Raw genomic sequence first — 18,675 nt, forward strand, 5'->3', positions numbered from 1 at the left:
GGAGCGCGGTCATTCACTGGACTGTTCGAAGCCCTCAACGAAATCTGTGATCTCTACACACCTCAGGAATGCTGGAACTACTTTTGCGAGGCCGGGTATGCTTCTACATAAACTGGAAACGCTTTAGAACGGCAGCCGCGACCGCCCCCATGCCCGCAAAGGCATAAAGCGTATGCGTCCCTGACACTTCCGGCAGGACCGATGTCGCGATCAGCCCAAAGGACAGGCCGGTCATCGCTCCGATCATCAGCGACGGTGAAAACACCCCGCCCCCCATGCGCCCGCCCATGGTGATGGCCACGGCAGCGGTTTTTACCACGGTGAACAGGATGGCCTGCGACAACACCAACCCACCGGTAAGCGCCAGCACCGTCGTCTCATAGCCAACCCCGATGATATGCGGAAACCAGATCGCAATCGCCCCCAGAAGAAAGCCCGAAACCGCCGGACGCAGCCAGCGCGGGATCGATAGAGCTGTCTGGATATCGGTTCCCACTCGATCTGCCCAAAAAATCGAGCGCATGAGCACCACGGCCACCAGTCCACAAATCAGCCCGAGCATCAAAAAGGCAGGTAGCTCCACATAGAACTGCAAGGCGCCCGGCGTGGTCAGCGTGAATTCCGTGACATCGCCATATTCCAACCGGTTGATCACCGTGCCCGCAACCGAGGCGATGGCGATGGGCGCAAAGGCATGCACAGCAAAATGCCGCAACACCACCTCAAGCGCGAACAGCGCACCGGCGATAGGCGCGTTGAAGCTGGCAGAAACTGCCGCTGCCACCGCACAGCCCAAAAGATCGCGCCCGGTGATGCCATCGGCCTTGATCCGGTCGCTAACCCAGCTGGAAATGACGCCTGCTAGGTGCACCACTGGCCCTTCGCGCCCCGCCGATCCGCCGGTCGACAGCGTCAGGAAGGACGCCATGGCCGACCCAAGCCCGGCGCGGATTTCGACGCGACCATTGCGCATTGCCGCCCCTTCGATCACATCGGCAACCGAACGCACCCGCCCATCGGGGGTGAAATTGTGCAGGATGATTCCGACGACCAGCCCACCCACGGTGGGGATCACCAGCAGCATGTACCACGGCAGATCCTGCGCGAAACTGTGCAGAAAATGAATATCCTCGGCGCCATAGATCCAAGCCTGAAAGGCGGTAATCCCCTTTCGGAACAGCAAGGCCGCAAAACCGGCAGAGATACCGATCAGCAAGGCGATCATCCAGAATTGAAACTGGCTTGGCCCGCGATGCAAAAGAATACGCCAGACATCTCGCAGCCATGCAAGACCCTGCATCGCCAGCACCTTTGCCCCGGTCCGGGAATTATGCTTCATTGTTCGCCTTCAGTTTCCTGCCCCCCTCAAAGCAGAGAAAAATTGCCAAACCACCAACACTGAGCACACAGGACCGTGACCCGTGCGTCAGCCGGTCAGCAAGGCTCCGGCGGCGGCGCGCGCTTCTTTGGTGATGGTATCGCCAGACACCATCCGGGCGATTTCATCCACCCGTTCCGTCTCGCTCAGCGGCACCACCTCGGACAAGGTCATGCCATCGGTGACGCGTTTCTGCACCCGCCAGTGATGCGCGCCCTGGGCAGCGACCTGCGGCGAATGGGTGACGACCAGCACCTGCCCGCCCGAGGCAAGGGATTTCAGGCGCCGCCCCACCGCATCAGCGGTGGCACCACCGACCCCGCGGTCGATTTCGTCAAAGATCAGCGTCTTGTCGCGATCCTCACCGCGCAAGCAGACCTTCAGGGCCAGCAGGAAGCGGCTCAGTTCCCCGCCCGAGGCGATCTTATTGAGCGGACCCGCCGGGGCGCCGGGATTGGTCGCCACGGTAAAGGCAACATCGTCGTGGCCCTCCGGGCCCGGGGCGCCTGCGGTGATCCGGGTTTCAAAAACCGCGCGCTCCATCTTGAGGGGCGCCAGTTCAGCCATCACCGCTGTGTCCAGCGCCAGCGCGCTGTCGCGGCGCGCGGCACTCAGCGTCTCTGCAGCCGCTGCATAAGCCGCCTCGGCGTCGCGCAGAGCGGCCTCCTGATCGGCCAGATCCTTATCGCCTGCATCCAGTGCCGCCAGTTTTTCGCGCAGGGTATTGGCATAGGCGGCCAGATCATCAGGCAGAACGTCATGCTTGCGCGCCAAGGCACGGATCGCAAACAGTCGCTCTTCGCAATCTTCCAGATCGCCTGGATTGAAATCGAGCGCCGAGAGAACCCGTTCGACGCCATCCTGCGCATCGCCCAGTTCAATCATCGCCCGGCTGAGCGCCGCCAGCGGCTCTGTCAGCCCGATCTCCTCGGCCCCCTCGACGCCTTCCAGCCAGCGCTGCGCCTCGCCCAGCGACGGATCGGCCCCCTCGCTCAGCAGCGCATGAGCGCGGGCGATATCGCCGCGGACCCGCTCTGCTCCCTGCATCTGGCGGCGGCGCGCATCCAGCGTCTCGTCCTCGCCTGGCTCCGGGTTCAGCTTGTCCAGTTCCTCAACTGCGTGACGCAGGAATTCCTCTTCGGCGCGCACCGCATCCAGTGCGGCCCGGGTAGCCTCCACCGTCTTGCGGGCCTTGCCGACCGTCGTCCAGGCCGCGCGGGTCTGCAACAGCAGATCCGGCACCGCGGCAAAGGCATCCAGCAGGCTGCGGTGACCCTTGGGGTTCAGAAGGCCTCGATCATCGTGCTGGCCATGCAGTTCCACCAGAGTTTCCGACAGGGCGCGCAGCACCTCACCCGAGCAGCGCCGATCGTTCACCCAGGCGGTCTTGCGGCCCTCAGCGGTATTAACGCGGCGCAGGATCAGTTCGCGCCCGGCAGGCAGGCCTGCCTCTTCCAGAACCGCGTGGGCCGGATGGCCCTCGGACAGTTCGAATTCCGCGACCACCTCGCCCTGCGAGGCGCCCTGACGCACCAGTTCGGCGCGACCGCGCCAGCCCAGTACAAAGCCAAGAGAGTCGAGAAGGATCGATTTACCGGCGCCGGTTTCGCCGGTCAGCACGTTGAGACCGGCCTGAAAGTTCAGCTCCAGATGGTCGATGATCAGAATATCGCGGATATCAAGCGCGCGCAGCATTACTTTGCTCCGTTGCAAACGCTGTTACAGCCACTGGCCCTTGATCGACTGGCGATAGATCTGGCTCAGCCAGTTGTTCCCCCGGTCACGCATCTTCAGACCCTGCGACGTCAGCAGTTTATAGCTGTCCTGATACCACTCTGTCGATTGATAGTTGTGCCCCAGGATCGCGCCGGCGGTCTGCGCCTCATCCACCAGACCCAGCGACAGATAGGCCTCGACCAGACGGTGCAGCGCCTCGGGGGTGTGACTGGTGGTCTGGAAATCCTCCACCACCACACGGAAGCGGTTGATCGCCGACGTGTAGTGTTTGTGGCGCAGGTAGTAGCGCCCGATTTCCATTTCCTTCCCCGCCAGATGGTCGAAAGCCAGATCGAACTTCAGGATTGCCGAGTTGGCATATTCGCTGTCGGGGTAAACCTCGATCACGGTGCGCAGAGCCTGCAGCGCCTGAAAGGTCAGTCCCTGATCGCGACCGACTTCGTCGATCTGGTCATAGAAACTGAGCGCCAGCAGGTATTGCGCATAGGCGGCGTCTTCGTCGGTCGGGTAGAAATCGATGAACCGCTGCGCGGCGGCGCGGCTGTTTTCGTAATCCTTGGCACGGTGATAGGAAAAGGCCTGCATGATCAGCGCTTGTTTCGCCCATTCAGAATAGGGATAGAGGCGCTCGATCTCGGAGAAGTAAAAGGCCGCGTCCTTGGAACGGCGGCGTTCCAATTCGAACTCGCCGCGTTCAAAGATCTGTTTGGGGGTATAGCCGTCCAGCGCGCCTGCCTTTTCGGCCGCGCCACCGTCGCCGCCGCAGCCCGACAATGCAGCCATCAGAACAACCGCACCGATCCATTTGGCTCCTGCCCTGATGCCGATCATCTTTGCCTTACCTCACCGCATTTGACTCGCGGGCGTCCACCCCGGTTATGCCCGGTCTAGCACATTCAATTGGCGTGCAAAACGCCTTTAACCCACTTCGCCCTCACTTGGCAGAGATTGTCGGCCCGGGTCAAGCCTGAGGCGCCCCAGCGGTGGGTGCCGGACCACAGGGACAAATGAAAAAGGGCACCTAAGTGCCCCTGTCCGTCTTCCATCGGTGTCCTGATGATTGCGCTGATCCCTGCAGGGATCAGGCGACCTTGCGGATGGCTGCGGGGATTTCCCCCCAAACCAGCCCCTGCCCCGGCAGGCGGGCCACCATGGCCGCATCACACTCTACCAGACGCACCGCGCCAGGGGTTGCGAACAGCGCCCGCAGCAGGGTGTTGGTCAGGGCATGACCAGCACGCTCACCGATATAGCGCCCCATCAGCGGCGCACCGGCCAGCGCCAGGTCACCCAGCGCGTCCAGCATCTTGTGACGGACCGGCTCATCCGAATGGCGCAGACCTTCGCCGCTTTCGACCTCTTCACCATCGAAAACAACAGCGTTCTCGCCCGGCACACCGCCAAGAGCCAGGCCATTGGCCTGCATCGCCTCGACATCAGCGCGGCGGCAGAATGTACGGCTGTCGCACAGCTCGCGGGCAAAGGCCCCATTGCGCAGGTCCAGCGTTTTGCTCTGGCGTCCAATCGCCTGCTCAGCGAAATCAATGTGGAATTCGATCATCAGCCGGTCGCAGGGCAGAATGGTCGCCTTTGCGCCATCTTTTTCGACGCTGACCTCTTTCAGAACCTGCAGAACCTGCACCGGAGCAGACAGGCGACGCACGCCTTTCTGCATGATCCCGCGCACAAACAGCGCCGAGGAGCCATCAAGGATCGGCACTTCGGGTCCATCGATTTCAATCAGGGCGTTGTGAACACCGCAGCCAGCCAGCGCGGCCATCACGTGCTCAACGGTAGATACCGACACACCGGGGGCGTTGACCAGACGGGTGCACAGGGCAGTGCGCTCCACATAGTCCCAGCGGGCCGGGATGACAGAATTGCCCAAAGCGATATCGGTCCGTTTGAAACGGATGCCATGATCCGCCGCAGCCGGTTTCAGAACCATCCGCGCAGGCTGGCCGGAATGCAGGCCAGCGCCTTCAAATATCACCGATGCTTTCAGGGTATTCTGCACCTTGTGCCTCTTTCTTCTGGGTCCGGCCATCTGGGGCCGTGTTGCCGATGATAGGTAAGGAAACGGGCACGCGGGCTCAACTCAATCTTTGTAACGGATTGAAACATCCCTGTAACGAATAGGCAAAACACTGCCTAGATGCGCGCAACCTTCTGGAAAAAAAGGAAAAAGGGCCGCCAGATGGCGACCCTCTTCACGAGATATTCTGAAAAATCAGTTGGCCTGACGGCGTAGGAAGGCCGGAATTTCGATCCGTTCCTGATCCGGATCAGCCTGCTGCTGCGGTTGCGGCGCGGCGGATTGCTGCGGCGCGTGCTGCGGGGCCTGCGGCTGCTGACGCACCGGCTGAGGCTTCGCCTCACCGCCTTCGGCAGCGCTGCCGGTCATCCGGTGGATAAGCGAATTCAGGCCAAAGCGACGCTGTTCCTGCTGCGGTGCGGGCGCCTGCTGCTGTTGCGGAGCTGCGGCGGCCGGGCGCTGTTGCGGTTGCGGCGCGGGCTGTGGTGCCGCTTGCTGCGGCTGAGCCCGTTGCGCGGCGGCCTGCAGACGCACGATAGCCTCGGGCGACGGCGTGCCCGGCGCCGGAGCTTTAGGCGCGACAAAACTGTCGGCCCCGCCTTCGGCGGCATCGGCCTGCGGCTGGAATTCCGGAACCTGCGGCTGATAGGCAGGCGGCGGCAGGCCGTCGTCATCATAGGCTTCGGTCTCAGCCGGGGCTGCTTCGGGCTGCGATGCGGTGGCGTCCAGACCTTCGAACAGGGTCGGCTCCTCGTGCGAGGCTTCCGTGGCTGCGACGGCAGGCTGTTCAACCGGCTCGTCCAGCTCCAGCGGCGCGGCACGGGTTTCTTCAACGCTGACGGTTTTCTTCAACGGCGCCGACATCGGACGGCGTGCAACCGGCATGTCGGTATTCACGTCGGAAGCATCGATACCGGTGGCCACGACGGAAACGCGCATCTTGCCTTCCATCTCGGTGTCCAGGGTCGAACCGACGATAATATTCGCATCCGGGTCCACCTCTTCGCGGATCCGATTGGCAGCCTCGTCCAGTTCGAACAGGGTCAGGTCGTGAGCGCCGGTGATGTTGATCAGAACGCCGCGCGCACCGCGCAGGCTGATTTCGTCCAGCAGCGGGTTGGCGATGGCCTTTTCTGCGGCCTGAATGGCGCGATCTTCGCCTTCGCCCTCGCCTGTGCCCATCATGGCCTTGCCCATTTCGTCCATCACGGCGCGAACGTCAGCAAAGTCGAGGTTGATAAGGCCCGGACGGACCATCAGGTCGGTCACGCCTTTGACGCCCTGGTACAGGACATCGTCCGCCATCGAGAAAGCCTCGGTGAAGGTGGTTTTCTCATTGGCCAGGCGGAACAGGTTCTGGTTCGGGATGATGATAAGCGTGTCGACGACCTTCTGCAGCGCCTCAACGCCGTCCTCGGCCTGGCGCATACGCTTGGCGCCTTCGAACTGGAACGGTTTGGTCACGACACCAACGGTCAGAACACCCAACTCACGGGCGGCCTGCGCAATGATCGGCGCGGCGCCGGTACCGGTGCCACCACCCATCCCGGCGGTGATAAAGCACATATGCGCCCCGGCCAGATGATCGACGATCTGTTCGATGCTTTCTTCAGCGGCGGCCGAGCCGACCTGCGGACGGGCACCTGCGCCCAGACCTTCGGTGACTTTGATACCCAGCTGGATCCGGCTTTTCGAGGCGCTTTGCTGCAAGGCCTGCGCATCCGTATTGGCGACGACGAAATCGACCCCTTCCAGCGCCTTCTCGATCATATTGTTGACCGCGTTTCCACCCGCGCCACCGACACCGAATACGGTGATCTTTGGCTTCAGCTCTTCCTGTCCGGGCAACGAAAGGTTCAATGTCATGCTCTTTCCGCCTGTGTTGATAGCCCTCCCGCAAGGGCCTTTTCCTGACTTTTCTGCGGAAATTGTACCGCAGCCTCGGAGTCGCGTCATCCCAAAAAGCGTCGGCGGCTACAAAATATGGCCCCTGATCCATGGAAATCTGCGGTATTTCGCCTAAGACGACAGATCTAGCGGTTAAATAGCAGCTCCCCCACAAACACCAGAAAACCCCGACGCCCACAGGCATCGAATTCCTATTCTGAGTTATCGCGGTCTGGCCACTGCCCGGCCTTCAGACTCGTCGCTTAATGCGTCCGTTAACCCGAAACTAACGGTTTCGGGCGGCGCTGTCACGGGGGGCAAGGCCCACAAAGGCGACTTTTTTCAGGCTCAATATCGCCTCGCGTGCGGTGCAGGTCACCAAAATTCAACCGGGGTGGGCGCAGGCCTTACCAATTGTCTTTGAACCACTTCACCGCGCGGCGCAGAGAGCGGGCCGGATAGCGGTCGACCGGCATTTCGAAATCCCACCATTCGTCCTGCGGATGCGCCGCAAAGAGACTGAGCCCCACAGCCGAGGCAAATCCCGGCCCGGTCGCCGATTGCGGTAGGCCGTGGACGCGAAGTGGACGTCCGAGGCGCACCTGCTGACCAAGGATACGACTGGCCAGGGCATCAAGCCCCATGATCTGACTGGAGCCACCAGTCAGCACGATCTGCTGGCTGGGCAGGTATTCAAACCCCGCCGCGTCCAGACGGACCCGCACCTCTTCCAGGATCTCCTCGACCCGCGGGCGCATGATACCGATCAGCTCGGCCCGACTAACAGTGCGCCGGTCGTGCTCCCAGTCGCCGGTATCCCCGCCAATATCGATCATATCGCGGTCGTCGGCGCCGGTGGCATGAACGCCGCCGCAAAAGGTCTTGATCCGTTCGGCATTGGCCATCGGAACACCCAGCCCCATGGAAATGTCGCTGGTGATATGATCGCCGCCCATGCGCACCGCATCGGCATAGATCATATGTTTCTTCATGAAGACCGAGATCGAGGTCGACCCGCCACCCATGTCGATACAGGCCGCGCCGAGTTCCTGCTCATCCTCGACCAGCGCCGCATAGCCCGAGGCATAGGCCGACGAGGCAATACCCGCCAGTTCAAGGTCGCAGCGCTGAATGCAGCGCATCAGGTTCTGCACGGTGGCAGAATCCACCGTCAGCATATGCATGTCCACCGACAGGGTCTGCCCCATCTGACCGCGCGGATCCGACAGACCCGAGCGGTTATCCAGCGCGAAATTCACCGGCTGAGCATGGACCACTTCACGCCCGGCGCCGTAATCCGGCACCTCGCAGGCGGCCAGGACGCGGGCGATCTCGTTCTCCGACACTTCTTGCGCCTGAAGTTCGACCTTTGCATCCAGCCCGTAAGATCGCGGGTTGGCCCCGGCGAAGCAGGCGATCACGTGGTCGACACGCACACCTGCCATCTTCTGCGCGGCCTGAACGGCGGTGCGGATGGCTCGCTCAGTTTCTTGCATGGCGGAGATTTCGCCGAACTGCACCCCGCGCGAACGGGTGGTCGCGGCGCCGATAACCCGAAAGCCGGATTGCCCGGCAAGCGACCCGATAGCACTGTCTTCATTAGGTTGGGCAGAGCCATCAAATCGCAGGACAAGACAGGCAATCTTGGAGCTGCCCACATCCAGAATGGCCACGACACCGCGCTGCAATGCCTGCCGCCGCATCTGCCGCATGGCACGCTGCGATTGATAAAGATCCGTCATCTTACAGCCCACCCCCGTTCATTTCCCTGATCCGCCACCAGTTTTCCACTGCATTTTCTGTCATCCGGACCGTCGGTCGCGCCGCGATCCGCATATCCACGGCGGCGACATCACGTTCCAGCAGATCCTTGACCTCGCTGACCACGATCACCCGCTCCAGCGCCTGCACCGGGTTGTCCTCGGGCAGCAGGATCCGCTGACCGCGATCCAGAACCACGTCCCAACGCCGTTCGCCAACCCGTACCAACCCCCGCAGCCGGTCGCCAAGCGGGCTGGCTGCCGCCAGAAGCCGCATCGCCTCCTCGGCCTCGCGATTGGCCCCACGCCCGGCAATGAGCGGCAGATCAGGATGCAGCCTCCGCTGTCCCAACTCGGCCACATGGGCGCCGGTTTCATCCAGCAGCGCCAGCCCGTCGCGGCTACGCCAGATCAGCGCCGGTTTACGTTCTTCCACATTGACCTGAAGAATGCCGCCCGGGCGGATCCGCACGCTGGCGGTGCGGACCGGGTCAAGTCCTTCGATCACATCGCGGATCTGGCCCAGATCCAGATCGAAGGAGCTGATCGGAAAATCGAGCGGCACCACCTCGCGGATATCTTCGGAGACGCTGGTCCCTGCCCCGTCGATGGCCATGACGTTGACCATGAATTCAGGACGCTCCTCGATCGAGGCGCGGATCGAATTGATCGTACCCTGCAAGGCGTCGCGCCGCCCTTCATCCGCCAGAAACGCGGTTCCCGCCGCAGCCAGCAGGCAGATCGGCACCCCGACCCGCAGACCGAAGCGGATCCCCGGCGTCAGCATCCAGCGCTGCAACCGGTACTTCAGGCGCGAAGGCGCCGGATCGGACGCTCCGCTGTGTTCCTTGCTCTTGCGCCGGATCAGCGACCGCATGAGGCATCCTCCACCATCCATGCGCAAAGCTGGCCAAAGGTGATGCCGAAATGTTCGGCTTGCTCGGGCGCCAGCGAAGTCGGCGTCATGCCGGGCTGAGTGTTGGTTTCCAGGATTATCAGCCCCTCAGCGCCGCGGCTTTCGTCCCAGCGGAAATCGGTGCGGCTCACGCCCCGGCAGCCCAGTGCATCATGGGCGCGTTTGGCGTATTCCAGGCACAGATCGAAAATCTCCTGCGGCAGATCCGCAGGCAGCACATGGCGCGATCCGCCCGGCTGATATTTCGCATCATAGTCGTACCAGCCATCGGTCAGGATATCGGTGACGGTCAGCGCCTTGTCGCCCATCACGGTCGCGGTCAGCTCGCGCCCCGGGGCATAGGTTTCCACCATCACCTGATCGGGCATGTCGTCCGAGAGTTTCGGCGGCGCATTGGCGGCCTCATGCACCAGGTAGATGCCAACGCTGGAGCCTTCATTATTGGGTTTAACCACATAGGGAGGCGCCATCACATGGGACGCCTCGACCTCAGAGCGGGCAAAGATTTCGCTGGCGACCACCGGCAGGCCAACGCTGCGGAACAGGGATTTGCTGCGCTGTTTGTCCATCGCTAGCGCCGAGGCCAGCACACCAGAGTGAGTATAGGGAATACGCATCCATTCCAGAAGGCCCTGCACGCAGCCGTCTTCGCCCCAGCGACCGTGCAGCGCATTGAACACGACGTCAGGTGCCGCAGCCTCGAGCTGCGCACACAGATCCGGACCCGCGTCCAGTTCGATCACCTGATAGCCTTCGCCCCTTAGCGCGGCGGCGCATTCACGCCCAGAGGACAGGGACACCTCACGCTCAGCCGAGGGGCCGCCCATCAATACCGCCACTGTCGGGAGTGTCCTGCTCGACTCACTCACCACAAGTGCCTCAATTCATCGGGCTTAACGCCCCTGTTTCTCGCGTCCGTTATTCGGCCGCGTTCATTATTCTGGGATCACCACCGCATCGGCGACAGAGATCCTTTTGCTTGCATCAGAAGGCAATCATGCCGTGGGGCGCGGCAAATCACGTCCCATAGGTCATCATACTGCCCAAAGAGTTACCGGGACCTTAACGTCCTCTTTACCAACCTTAATGGATGTCTCTTTCTTGCCCGAATTTCACACGCCGTTCCAGCCAAAACAATCATACCGGGGCGAATGATTGCGAATTACCCACACTCGCCCAGCGCGACGTGGATTACGGGTGACACTGACAGGGCTCGCGCCACTTTAATCCGGCAGGTTCTCGCCGATCCGCATGATTTCCCACTGCAGGGTAATGCCGGAATTCTCCAGCACCTTGCGGCGCACCTCTTCTCCCAACGCCTCCAGATCGGCGGCGGTGGCATCCCCGGTATTGATTAGGAAATTCGGGTGTTTCTCGCTCATCTGCGCACCGCCAAGGCGGGCACCGCGCAGACCGGCATCCTCAATCACTTTCCAGGCTTTCAGATCGTGCACATCCCCCGTCTGCCCGGTCGAGGAAAACCCCGCCGGGTTGCGAAAGGTAGAACCGGCCGAACGGTCCTTGACCGGTTGCGTTTCGTCGCGCTTCTTCAACTGCTCTTCCATCCGGGCATGAAGGGCATCCGCCTCGCCCCGGGGCGCCTTGAAAGTGGCCGAAACCAGCACCGCACCTTCGGGGAAGGTGGTCTGGCGATAAGCGAAATTCAGGTCATCGGCGCTGAGTGTCTGCAACTCCCCGGCCCGCGTCACCACGGTGGCGGTGTGGAACACATCGGCGGTATAAGAACCATAGCAGCCCGCATTCATCCGCACCGCGCCGCCGATGGAACCAGGGATGGTGCGCAGGAATGTCAGATCCAGCCCCGCATCAGCCGCCTTGCGCGCCACATGGGCATCCAGCGCCGCCGCGCCTGCCGTGACGGTGTCGCCGTCAATCTCGATCTGGTTGAAGCCACGCCCAAGCCGGATCACTACCGCGCGGATACCCCCATCGCGAACGATGAGGTTCGAGCCGACCCCCATGGGGAAGACCGTGACATCTGCAGGCAGGGCGCGCAGAAAGTCCTGAAGGTCTTCGATGTCAGCAGGCTGAAACAACACATCCGCGGGACCGCCCACTCGCAGCCAGGTCAGTTCCGATAGGCTGCGCCCCTCGGTCAGGCGTCCACGCGCGGCAGGAAGGGATTTAGTGATTTCGGTCATGATGTGCCACTCGTTCGGTTTCCTGCAGGGTTTAAGGCAAACCCGAACGGGAAGAAAGGACTGCCGAGCTCCCGCATACCCCGCGTAGAACCCGCCATCAGCCGCGCAGGACCACCCGGCGCAGCCAGCGGCCCAGATAGATCACCGGATAGCGCAACACACTCATCCCTGCGGCCAGCACCGCCAGCCCCCACCATGGACCGTTTTCATAGGTGACATAGCCAAGGATCGGGATGCCGACGGCGGTCAGTGCATAGGCGCGGCGCCAGTGATTGTCGCGGCTGGGTATCATGGCAAGGACATTGGCCGTCAGCGCCCAAAGCGCGGAAAGGATCAGGGACAGGCTCACAACATACCTCCCACGGCTGTAATCAGGGCGATGGTGGACAGAACAAGCCCCACAATCGGCACCGCCATCGGCACCTGAAAGGGCGCGCCGGGCGCGTGGCGTTTCTGCAAGATCAGCGCGAGGTTCACCAACACAAAGACCGACAGCAACACCGAGGACGTGACCTCGGCAAGCCGGTCCACCGAGAAGAACAGGGCCGTCAGGATCACCGCCGCACCCAATACCAGCGTGGCCAGTACCGGCGTCCCGAACCGGGGGTGGGCGTGGTGGAACAGGGCCAGCGCCGGACTGCGTTTGCCCAATCCGAACAGCACCCGCGAGGCCATGACGATCTGCGCCAGGATCCCATTGAGCGCAGCAAAGACCGCGATATAGGACAGGAAATCGGGGTTCGATCCGCGCGCTGTCTGCCAGACCAGTGCCAGCGGGCTGCTGGATTGCGAAAGGTCGGCCACCGGGACAGTACGAACCGCAGCCCAGCAGACCAGCGCATAGATGATCGATGTGATGGTCAGCGACAAAAGGATCGCCTTCGGCATGGTGCGGGTCGGCTCCGAGACCTCCTCGGCCATATTGACAATGTCTTCAAACCCGATGAAGGCAAAGAAGGCCAGAACCGCACCAAGGCCAAGGCCCGCCCAGATCGACAGGCCCGGCAGGTCCTGCGGCAGGGCCCAATCCGGCGACACATCGCCGGTACCACCGGCCCAGATCACCAGCGCAAGCCCAGTCAATTCGATCGCGGTAAAAACCGCCGCCAGCGAAAGGCTCTCCAGAACGCCAATCACGGCCACCGCCACCAGCGCCAAACCCATTGCGATGATCGCAAGGGTTCCATCCACGCCGGTTGCCGCCGTCAGATACCCAGCCCCGCCGCGTAGCACCGCGCCGGCAGAGACGGTTCCGGCCACAACAACGGCCAACCCCACCAGCAAGGCAAGGGACTGCGAGCCAAACCCCTGCCCGACAAAGGCCGCCTCTCCGGCAGCTTCGGGCACGCGTGAGGAAAACTCCGCATAGCTGAGCGCAGTGGGCGCGGCGATCAGCCCTGCCAAAACAAAGGATAGCGGCGCCCAGATCCCGGCGTCGGCGACGACCGCCCCAACCAGAACGTAGATCCCCGCCCCGACCATGACGCCGACGCCGTAGGCGGTCAGAAGACCAAGGCCAATACGGCGTTTCAGCGGCTCAGCCATGGCAATGTCCTTTCGCGGGGGCTATTGGCTTTTGCTTAGCCGCTCGGGCAGCCCGTTGGCCCAGGCGCTGATGGTACCTGCGCCGAGGCAGACGACCATGTCACCGGGGCGCGCCTGTTCACGCACCAAACGCTCCAGATCGTCCTCGTTCAGCAGCGCGCGGGCGTGGCGATGGCCATGACGGATCAGCCCCGCTACCAGATCGTCGCGGCTGGCGCCTTCGATCGGGTCCTCACCGGCGGCAAAGACCTCGGCGATGGCGACCACATCGGCATCGTTGAAGCAGGCGCAGAAATCATCAAACAGGGAAGACAGGCGTGAATAGCGGTGCGGCTGGTGCACGGCGATGACACGAGCATTGCTATCAGCGCCAACGGCCTGACGCGCGGCCTTCAGCACGGCGGCGATTTCCACCGGGTGGTGGCCATAATCGTCGATCACGGTAACACCGTTCACTTCGCCCACCTTGGTGAAACGGCGGTTGACCCCGCCGAATGCAGCCAGCGCAGCGCGGATTTCCTCGCCTTTCATGCCCAGATGGCGCGCCACGGCCACCGCCGACAGCGCGTTGGAGACGTTGTGATCCCCCGGCATCGGTAGCGTGCAGCCTTCGATCTTCTGACCTTCGGCCTGCAATAGGATGTCGAAATGGGCAACGCCTGCCTTGTAGATCAGGTTCACGGCACGAACATCCGCCTGTGCATTGAAACCATAGGTGACGACGCGGCGGTCGGTGATGCGCCCCACCAGCGCCTGCACCTCGGGGTGGTCGGTACAGCAGACCGCGACACCATAAAAAGGAATGTTCGAGACGAAGTTGTAAAACCCGTCGCGCAAAGTATCAAAGTCGCCCCAATGCTCCATATGCTCGGGGTCGATATTGGTGACCACGGCAATGGTCGCAGGCAAGCGGTTGAAGGTGCCGTCGCTTTCGTCCGCCTCGACCACCATCCATTCGCCCTGCCCCATGCGGGCGTTCGATCCATAGGCGTGAATGATGCCGCCGTTGACCACGGTGGGGTCAAAATTCCCGGCCACCATCAGCTCGGCCATCATCGTGGTCGTGGTGGTTTTGCCATGGGTGCCGGCAATGGCGATGTTGGATTTCAACCGCATGAGCTCGGCCAGCATCTCGGCCCGGCGCACGATGGGCAGCCCCCGGCGGCGCGCCTCGTCCAGTTCCGGGTTGCCCGGCTTGATCGCCGAGGAAATCACGACGACTTCGGCGTCTTCCAGATTCTCAGCCCGCTGACCTTCAAAAACCAGCACACCGAGGCTCTCCAGCCGCTGGGTGATCTTTGACGACTTGAGGTCAGACCCCTGCACCACATAGCCAAGGTTGAGCAGCACCTCGGCGATGCCGGACATGCCGATGCCGCCGATGCCGACAAAATGGATCGGGCCAACATCTCCGGGCAATTTGGTTGCGGGCGTCATGGTCTATCCTTCCTCCGCCAGCTGTTCGACCAGAGCCACCAGACGATTGGTGGCATCGGGAACGCCGACACTTAATGCTGCTTGGGCCATCTGGGCGGCCGCGTCGGGGGCGCTCAGAACGGCAGAGATCTGCTCTGACAGCGCCTGAACGTCAAGGGCGCTTTCGGGGATCAGCACCGCCCCGCCCGCATCAACCAGCCCACGCGCATTAGCGCTCTGGTGGTCTCCCGCTGCGGCGGCGAATGGGATCAGGATCGACGGGCGGCCGATGACCGAGATATCGGCAACCGACGAGGCCCCGGAGCGCGAGATCACAAGCTGCGCCTCGCTCATACGTGCGGGCACATCGTGAAAGAAAGGCTGAACATCGGCAGCAATGCCATGTTCGGCGTAGAAGGCGCTGACGCGTTCGCCATCCTCATCGCGCGCCTGATGGGCCACGCGCAGATGGCGACGGATCCCTTCGGGCAGGGCTGCAATCGCGCCGGGCACCACATCGGACAGGATGCGCGCGCCTTGGCTGCCGCCCATCACCAGCACCGACATCGGATAATCGCCCGGTGGAATATAGGCCGCGCCCGCGCGCTCCAGCACGGCGCGGCGCACCGGGTTCCCAACATGCACGCCTTTGGCACCCTCAGGCAATTCGGTCGGCCATACGCCGCAGGCCACCTGCGCTACGCGTTTGGCAAACAACTGGTTCACCCGGCCCAGAATACCGTTCTGTTCATGGATCATCCGGGGCAGCCCCAGCAGCGTCGCCGCGCCCAGCGCCGGGATCGACGGATAGCCGCCAAAGCCCACCACCGCGTCGGGGCGGTCACGCCGCATCTGCAGGGCCATGCTGGCGATACCTCCGGCGATCTTCGGCCCGACCAGCGCCTTGGCCAATAGTCCGCCGCGGGCAAAAGTGGCCGAGGACACCTCGGTGATTTCCACCGTATGAGGAAAGCCGCCGGTATAGCGGGCGCCGCGCGCATCGGTCGACAGTTTCACCCGCCAGCCCTTGCGCAGCATCTCTTCGGCCAGGGCCTGCGCCGGGAACATGTGCCCCCCGGTGCCGCCTGCCGCCATCAATAGCAGTTTCTGTGTCATAAACCCGCGTCGTTTCGTACCTGATGCGTCAGCCGCGACCGCGGCCACGCAGATAATCTGCAATCTCACCCTGCGGGCGCGAACGGGTAAAGGCCAGCAGCATCCCCATGGCAATGCCCGTCGCGATCAGCGAAGAGCCGCCATAGCTGACGAATGGCAGGGTCATGCCCTTGGCCGGCAAGAGCCGCACCGCAACCCCCATGTTGATCATGGCCTGCACCCCGAACATGCAGACCAAGCCTGTCCCCGCGAGCCGCACGAATGTATCGCGCTCGCGCATCAGACGGAACAGCGAGCGCACAACCACCGTGGCGTAAAGCCCGATCAGCACCGTGACCAGAACCAGCCCGTATTCCTCGGCAGCAACTGCGACGATGAAATCGGTATGGGCATCAGGCAGCGACCATTTCACCTGCCCCTCCCCGACTCCAACGCCGAACAGCCCGCCTTCGCGGATAGCATTGGTGGCATAGCCAAGCTGGGTAGTCGGATCGATATCCGGGTTCAGAAAGCCGTCGATGCGGCGGGCAAAGTGTTCGGAACTGGAATAGGCCATCACACCGCCCATGACCACAACCGCCGCCATGCCAACCAAAAGCAGGATCGGCGCCCCGGCCACAAAATACATCACGCCCCAGCCGAACAACGTCAGCGAGGCCTGACCAAAATCTGGCTGCATCACCAGCATCAGCACCACGCTCATGCACAGGCCAAAGGAAATCAGCGTGCCCGGCGGGCCGTTGATCTGCTGGCTCGAGGCGATCATCCAGGCCGCAACCACGACAAAACCGGGCTTCAGGAACTCGGACGGCTGCAGCGATGCAAAGCCCAGCGAATACCAGCGTACCGCGCCTTTGCCGAAATCGGTCCCGAAAATAGGCAGCAGCGCCAGCGCCACAAAGGCGAGAGCAAAGCCGATGATCGCAAGCCGCCGCACCAGCGTCGGCGACATCATCGAGGTCAGCACCATGGCGACCAGAGCCGCCCCGCCGAACACCGCTTGTCGCTGCACATAGTGGAAATTGCCGAACCCGTTGCGCTCGGCCAGCGGCACTGAGGCTGCAAGCCCCAGAAGCAGCCCCAGCACGAACAGCATCAGGACGCAGGACATCGTCCATTTGTCCAAGGTTCGCCACCATTTGGGAAGAATAGGTTCACCTGATTGTACAGGAACCGCACCATAGACCATCTCAGTCATGGAAACACCGCCGCTCTTTGCCTCGTGATACGCCCCGTTTTTCGGGGTCTGTAATGGAACAGTAACGCGAAACCCGTGATCAGACCAGTGTCTTGATCCCGGCGCGGCAGGATTTTGCGCCCGGGACAGTTCCCTTGCGCGAGAGGTCATTCCATGGTCGATGCCCTTATGCAGGTAAACACCGTGATTCTTGGCGCCGGCGCAGCAGGCATGATGTGCGCAGCCCATACCGGCGGCAGCACGCTGGTGGTCGACCACGCCAAGGCGCCGGGCGAAAAGATCCGCATTTCCGGCGGCGGGCGCTGCAACTTCACCAACCTTTATGCCGATCCGAGCAACTACCTCTCTGGCAACCCTCATTTCTGCAAATCCGCGATGGCGCGCTATACGCAATGGGATTTCATCTCACTCGTGGACCGCCACGGTATCGCCTGGCACGAGAAAACCCTCGGGCAGCTTTTTTGCGACGGCTCAGCGAAACAGATCGTCTCGATGCTGACATCAGAGATGGCAAAGGCCGGGGCCGAATTGTGGCTGCAAACCAGCGTTGGCCCTGTTGAGCAGCGCGATGATGGCTTTGCCCTGACATTGACCAAAGACGGCAAGGATCACCACGTCACCTGCCGCAATCTGGTTCTGGCGACGGGCGGCAAATCCATCCCCAAGATGGGCGCCACCGGCTTGGCCTATGACATCGCCCGCCAGTTCGCCCTGCCAGTAACCGCGACCCGCCCCGGCCTTGTCCCCTTCACCTTCCCCGAAGGACGCTTTTCCGCCCTGGCCGGTGTCTCCCTACCCGCGTGCCTTTCCAACGCGCGCGCCAGTTTCGACGAGGCGCTGCTCTTCACGCACCGCGGCCTCTCCGGTCCTGCGGTGCTGCAGCTCTCCTCCTACTGGCAGGAGGGAGAGGAGATTACAGTCAACCTCGCTCCCGAAACCGATATTTTCGCGGCGCTGCGCAGCCAGCGGCAGATCGCGGGCAAGCGCGCGATTGCCACCGAACTGGCCCGCCACCTGCCTGCCCGGTTGGTGGATTATCTGAAAGAGGCGCTCACCCCGACCTACGACCTGACGGCCCGCCTCGCCGATCAATCCGACGCCGCCCTGCAAGCCCTCTGCGATCAACTCAACCAATGGCCGCTGACGCCCGGCGGTACCGAAGGTTACCGCACCGCCGAAGTCACCCTGGGCGGCATCGACACCGATGCGCTCTCCTCAAAAACCATGCAGGCCAAATCCCGCCCCGGTCTCTACGCGATTGGCGAGGCGGTGGATGTGACCGGCTGGCTTGGCGGCTACAACTTCCAATGGGCCTGGGCCTCGGGCCATGCCGCAGGCACGGCCATCGCCGCCACCCGCTGATCGCCACCATTGATCGAGCGCCCGGAAATCCGCTTCGGAGCCGCCCTCGCCTGCGGCCCGGCAGTCAAATCCGTCGCAGGGGCGCCAGCCAAATTGCCGAGGGGCCCCGCCAGCGGCGGGGAGACGGCCATTTTGCTTGCGCCGCGAAGGCGGGTTTGGCAGG

14 protein-coding genes and 1 pseudogene are annotated in these 18,675 nt (G+C 62.7%); 1 reads left to right on the plus strand and 14 read right to left on the minus strand.

The window, feature by feature from the left end:
• Window positions 1-124: 124 nt before the first annotated feature.
• The 14 genes and pseudogenes from AAFO90_RS12275 to ftsW all read right to left on the minus strand — a co-directional run.
• Window positions 125-1,339: pseudogene (locus AAFO90_RS12275) on the minus strand (chloride channel protein); the annotation flags it as partial.
• A gap of 87 nt (window positions 1,340-1,426) precedes the next feature.
• Window positions 1,427-3,073 (minus strand): DNA repair protein RecN, encoded by a 1,647-nt coding sequence (gene recN / locus AAFO90_RS12280; protein WP_347509582.1) that lies wholly within the window; start codon window positions 3,071-3,073, stop codon window positions 1,427-1,429.
• A gap of 24 nt (window positions 3,074-3,097) precedes the next feature.
• A complete protein-coding gene (locus AAFO90_RS12285) occupies window positions 3,098-3,946 on the minus strand; it encodes an outer membrane protein assembly factor BamD (protein WP_065273058.1) in 849 nt (282 codons plus the stop codon).
• 250 nt (window positions 3,947-4,196) lie between these two features.
• Window positions 4,197-5,132, minus strand: a complete 936-nt coding sequence (lpxC, locus tag AAFO90_RS12290; RefSeq protein ID WP_347509583.1) for a UDP-3-O-acyl-N-acetylglucosamine deacetylase — start codon at window positions 5,130-5,132, stop codon at window positions 4,197-4,199.
• 213 nt (window positions 5,133-5,345) lie between these two features.
• Window positions 5,346-7,016: a cell division protein FtsZ gene (ftsZ, locus tag AAFO90_RS12295; RefSeq protein ID WP_274836697.1), complete on the minus strand. Its 1,671-nt coding sequence runs from the start codon at window positions 7,014-7,016 to the stop codon at window positions 5,346-5,348.
• 428 nt (window positions 7,017-7,444) lie between these two features.
• Window positions 7,445-8,779: a cell division protein FtsA gene (gene ftsA / locus AAFO90_RS12300; RefSeq protein ID WP_065273055.1), complete on the minus strand. Its 1,335-nt coding sequence runs from the start codon at window positions 8,777-8,779 to the stop codon at window positions 7,445-7,447.
• A gap of 1 nt (window position 8,780) precedes the next feature.
• On the minus strand, window positions 8,781-9,674 hold the full coding sequence (locus tag AAFO90_RS12305) for a cell division protein FtsQ/DivIB (RefSeq protein WP_065273054.1): 894 nt from the start codon (window positions 9,672-9,674) through the stop codon (window positions 8,781-8,783).
• The gene (locus AAFO90_RS12310) at window positions 9,662-10,582 is read right to left on the minus strand and encodes a D-alanine--D-alanine ligase (RefSeq protein WP_065273053.1); all 921 of its coding nucleotides are present in this window, start codon (window positions 10,580-10,582) and stop codon (window positions 9,662-9,664) included. Before AAFO90_RS12310 ends, AAFO90_RS12305 begins: the two co-directional genes overlap by 13 nt.
• 354 nt (window positions 10,583-10,936) lie before the next feature.
• The gene (gene murB / locus AAFO90_RS12315; RefSeq protein ID WP_347509584.1) at window positions 10,937-11,875 is read right to left on the minus strand and encodes a UDP-N-acetylmuramate dehydrogenase; all 939 of its coding nucleotides are present in this window, start codon (window positions 11,873-11,875) and stop codon (window positions 10,937-10,939) included.
• Between the two features lie 97 nt (window positions 11,876-11,972).
• Entirely contained in the window at window positions 11,973-12,224 is a 252-nt protein-coding gene (locus AAFO90_RS12320; RefSeq protein ID WP_347509585.1) for a DUF2484 family protein, read from the minus strand.
• Entirely contained in the window at window positions 12,221-13,420 is a 1,200-nt protein-coding gene (locus tag AAFO90_RS12325) for an amino acid permease (RefSeq protein ID WP_347509586.1), read from the minus strand. The genes AAFO90_RS12320 and AAFO90_RS12325 overlap by 4 nt, the downstream gene beginning before the upstream one ends.
• A 21-nt stretch (window positions 13,421-13,441) precedes the next feature.
• On the minus strand, window positions 13,442-14,857 hold the full coding sequence (murC, locus tag AAFO90_RS12330; RefSeq protein ID WP_347509587.1) for a UDP-N-acetylmuramate--L-alanine ligase: 1,416 nt from the start codon (window positions 14,855-14,857) through the stop codon (window positions 13,442-13,444).
• Between the two features lie 3 nt (window positions 14,858-14,860).
• Window positions 14,861-15,952, minus strand: a complete 1,092-nt coding sequence (locus AAFO90_RS12335) for a UDP-N-acetylglucosamine--N-acetylmuramyl-(pentapeptide) pyrophosphoryl-undecaprenol N-acetylglucosamine transferase (RefSeq protein ID WP_274831773.1) — start codon at window positions 15,950-15,952, stop codon at window positions 14,861-14,863.
• Between the two features lie 28 nt (window positions 15,953-15,980).
• A complete protein-coding gene (gene ftsW, locus AAFO90_RS12340) occupies window positions 15,981-17,150 on the minus strand; it encodes a putative lipid II flippase FtsW (RefSeq protein WP_347509588.1) in 1,170 nt (389 codons plus the stop codon).
• Window positions 17,151-17,318: 168 nt separating this feature from the next.
• Here ftsW and AAFO90_RS12345 point away from each other — a divergent pair, with 168 nt between their 5' ends.
• Complete coding sequence (locus AAFO90_RS12345) at window positions 17,319-18,512, plus strand: NAD(P)/FAD-dependent oxidoreductase (protein WP_347509610.1); 1,194 nt, start codon at window positions 17,319-17,321, stop codon at window positions 18,510-18,512.
• Window positions 18,513-18,675 lie beyond the last annotated feature (163 nt).

This window comes from Phaeobacter sp. CAU 1743, assembly GCF_039839315.1.
GTDB classification, from domain to species: domain Bacteria; phylum Pseudomonadota; class Alphaproteobacteria; order Rhodobacterales; family Rhodobacteraceae; genus Phycobacter; species Phycobacter gallaeciensis_A.

Coding starts and splice junctions, on each gene's coding strand:
- ftsA (WP_065273055.1), bottom strand. CDS start 8,779: ATGACGGATCTTTATCAATCGCAGCGTGCCATGCGGCAGATGCGGCGG.
- murB (WP_347509584.1), bottom strand. CDS start 11,875: ATGACCGAAATCACTAAATCCCTTCCTGCCGCGCGTGGACGCCTGACC.
- murC (WP_347509587.1), bottom strand. CDS start 14,857: ATGACGCCCGCAACCAAATTGCCCGGAGATGTTGGCCCGATCCATTTT.
- AAFO90_RS12305 (WP_065273054.1), bottom strand. CDS start 9,674: ATGCGGTCGCTGATCCGGCGCAAGAGCAAGGAACACAGCGGAGCGTCC.
- AAFO90_RS12345 (WP_347509610.1), top strand. CDS start 17,319: ATGCAGGTAAACACCGTGATTCTTGGCGCCGGCGCAGCAGGCATGATG.
- AAFO90_RS12285 (WP_065273058.1), bottom strand. CDS start 3,946: ATGATCGGCATCAGGGCAGGAGCCAAATGGATCGGTGCGGTTGTTCTG.
- AAFO90_RS12325 (WP_347509586.1), bottom strand. CDS start 13,420: ATGGCTGAGCCGCTGAAACGCCGTATTGGCCTTGGTCTTCTGACCGCC.
- ftsW (WP_347509588.1), bottom strand. CDS start 17,150: ATGACTGAGATGGTCTATGGTGCGGTTCCTGTACAATCAGGTGAACCT.
- recN (WP_347509582.1), bottom strand. CDS start 3,073: ATGCTGCGCGCGCTTGATATCCGCGATATTCTGATCATCGACCATCTG.
- AAFO90_RS12335 (WP_274831773.1), bottom strand. CDS start 15,952: ATGACACAGAAACTGCTATTGATGGCGGCAGGCGGCACCGGGGGGCAC.
- ftsZ (WP_274836697.1), bottom strand. CDS start 7,016: ATGACATTGAACCTTTCGTTGCCCGGACAGGAAGAGCTGAAGCCAAAG.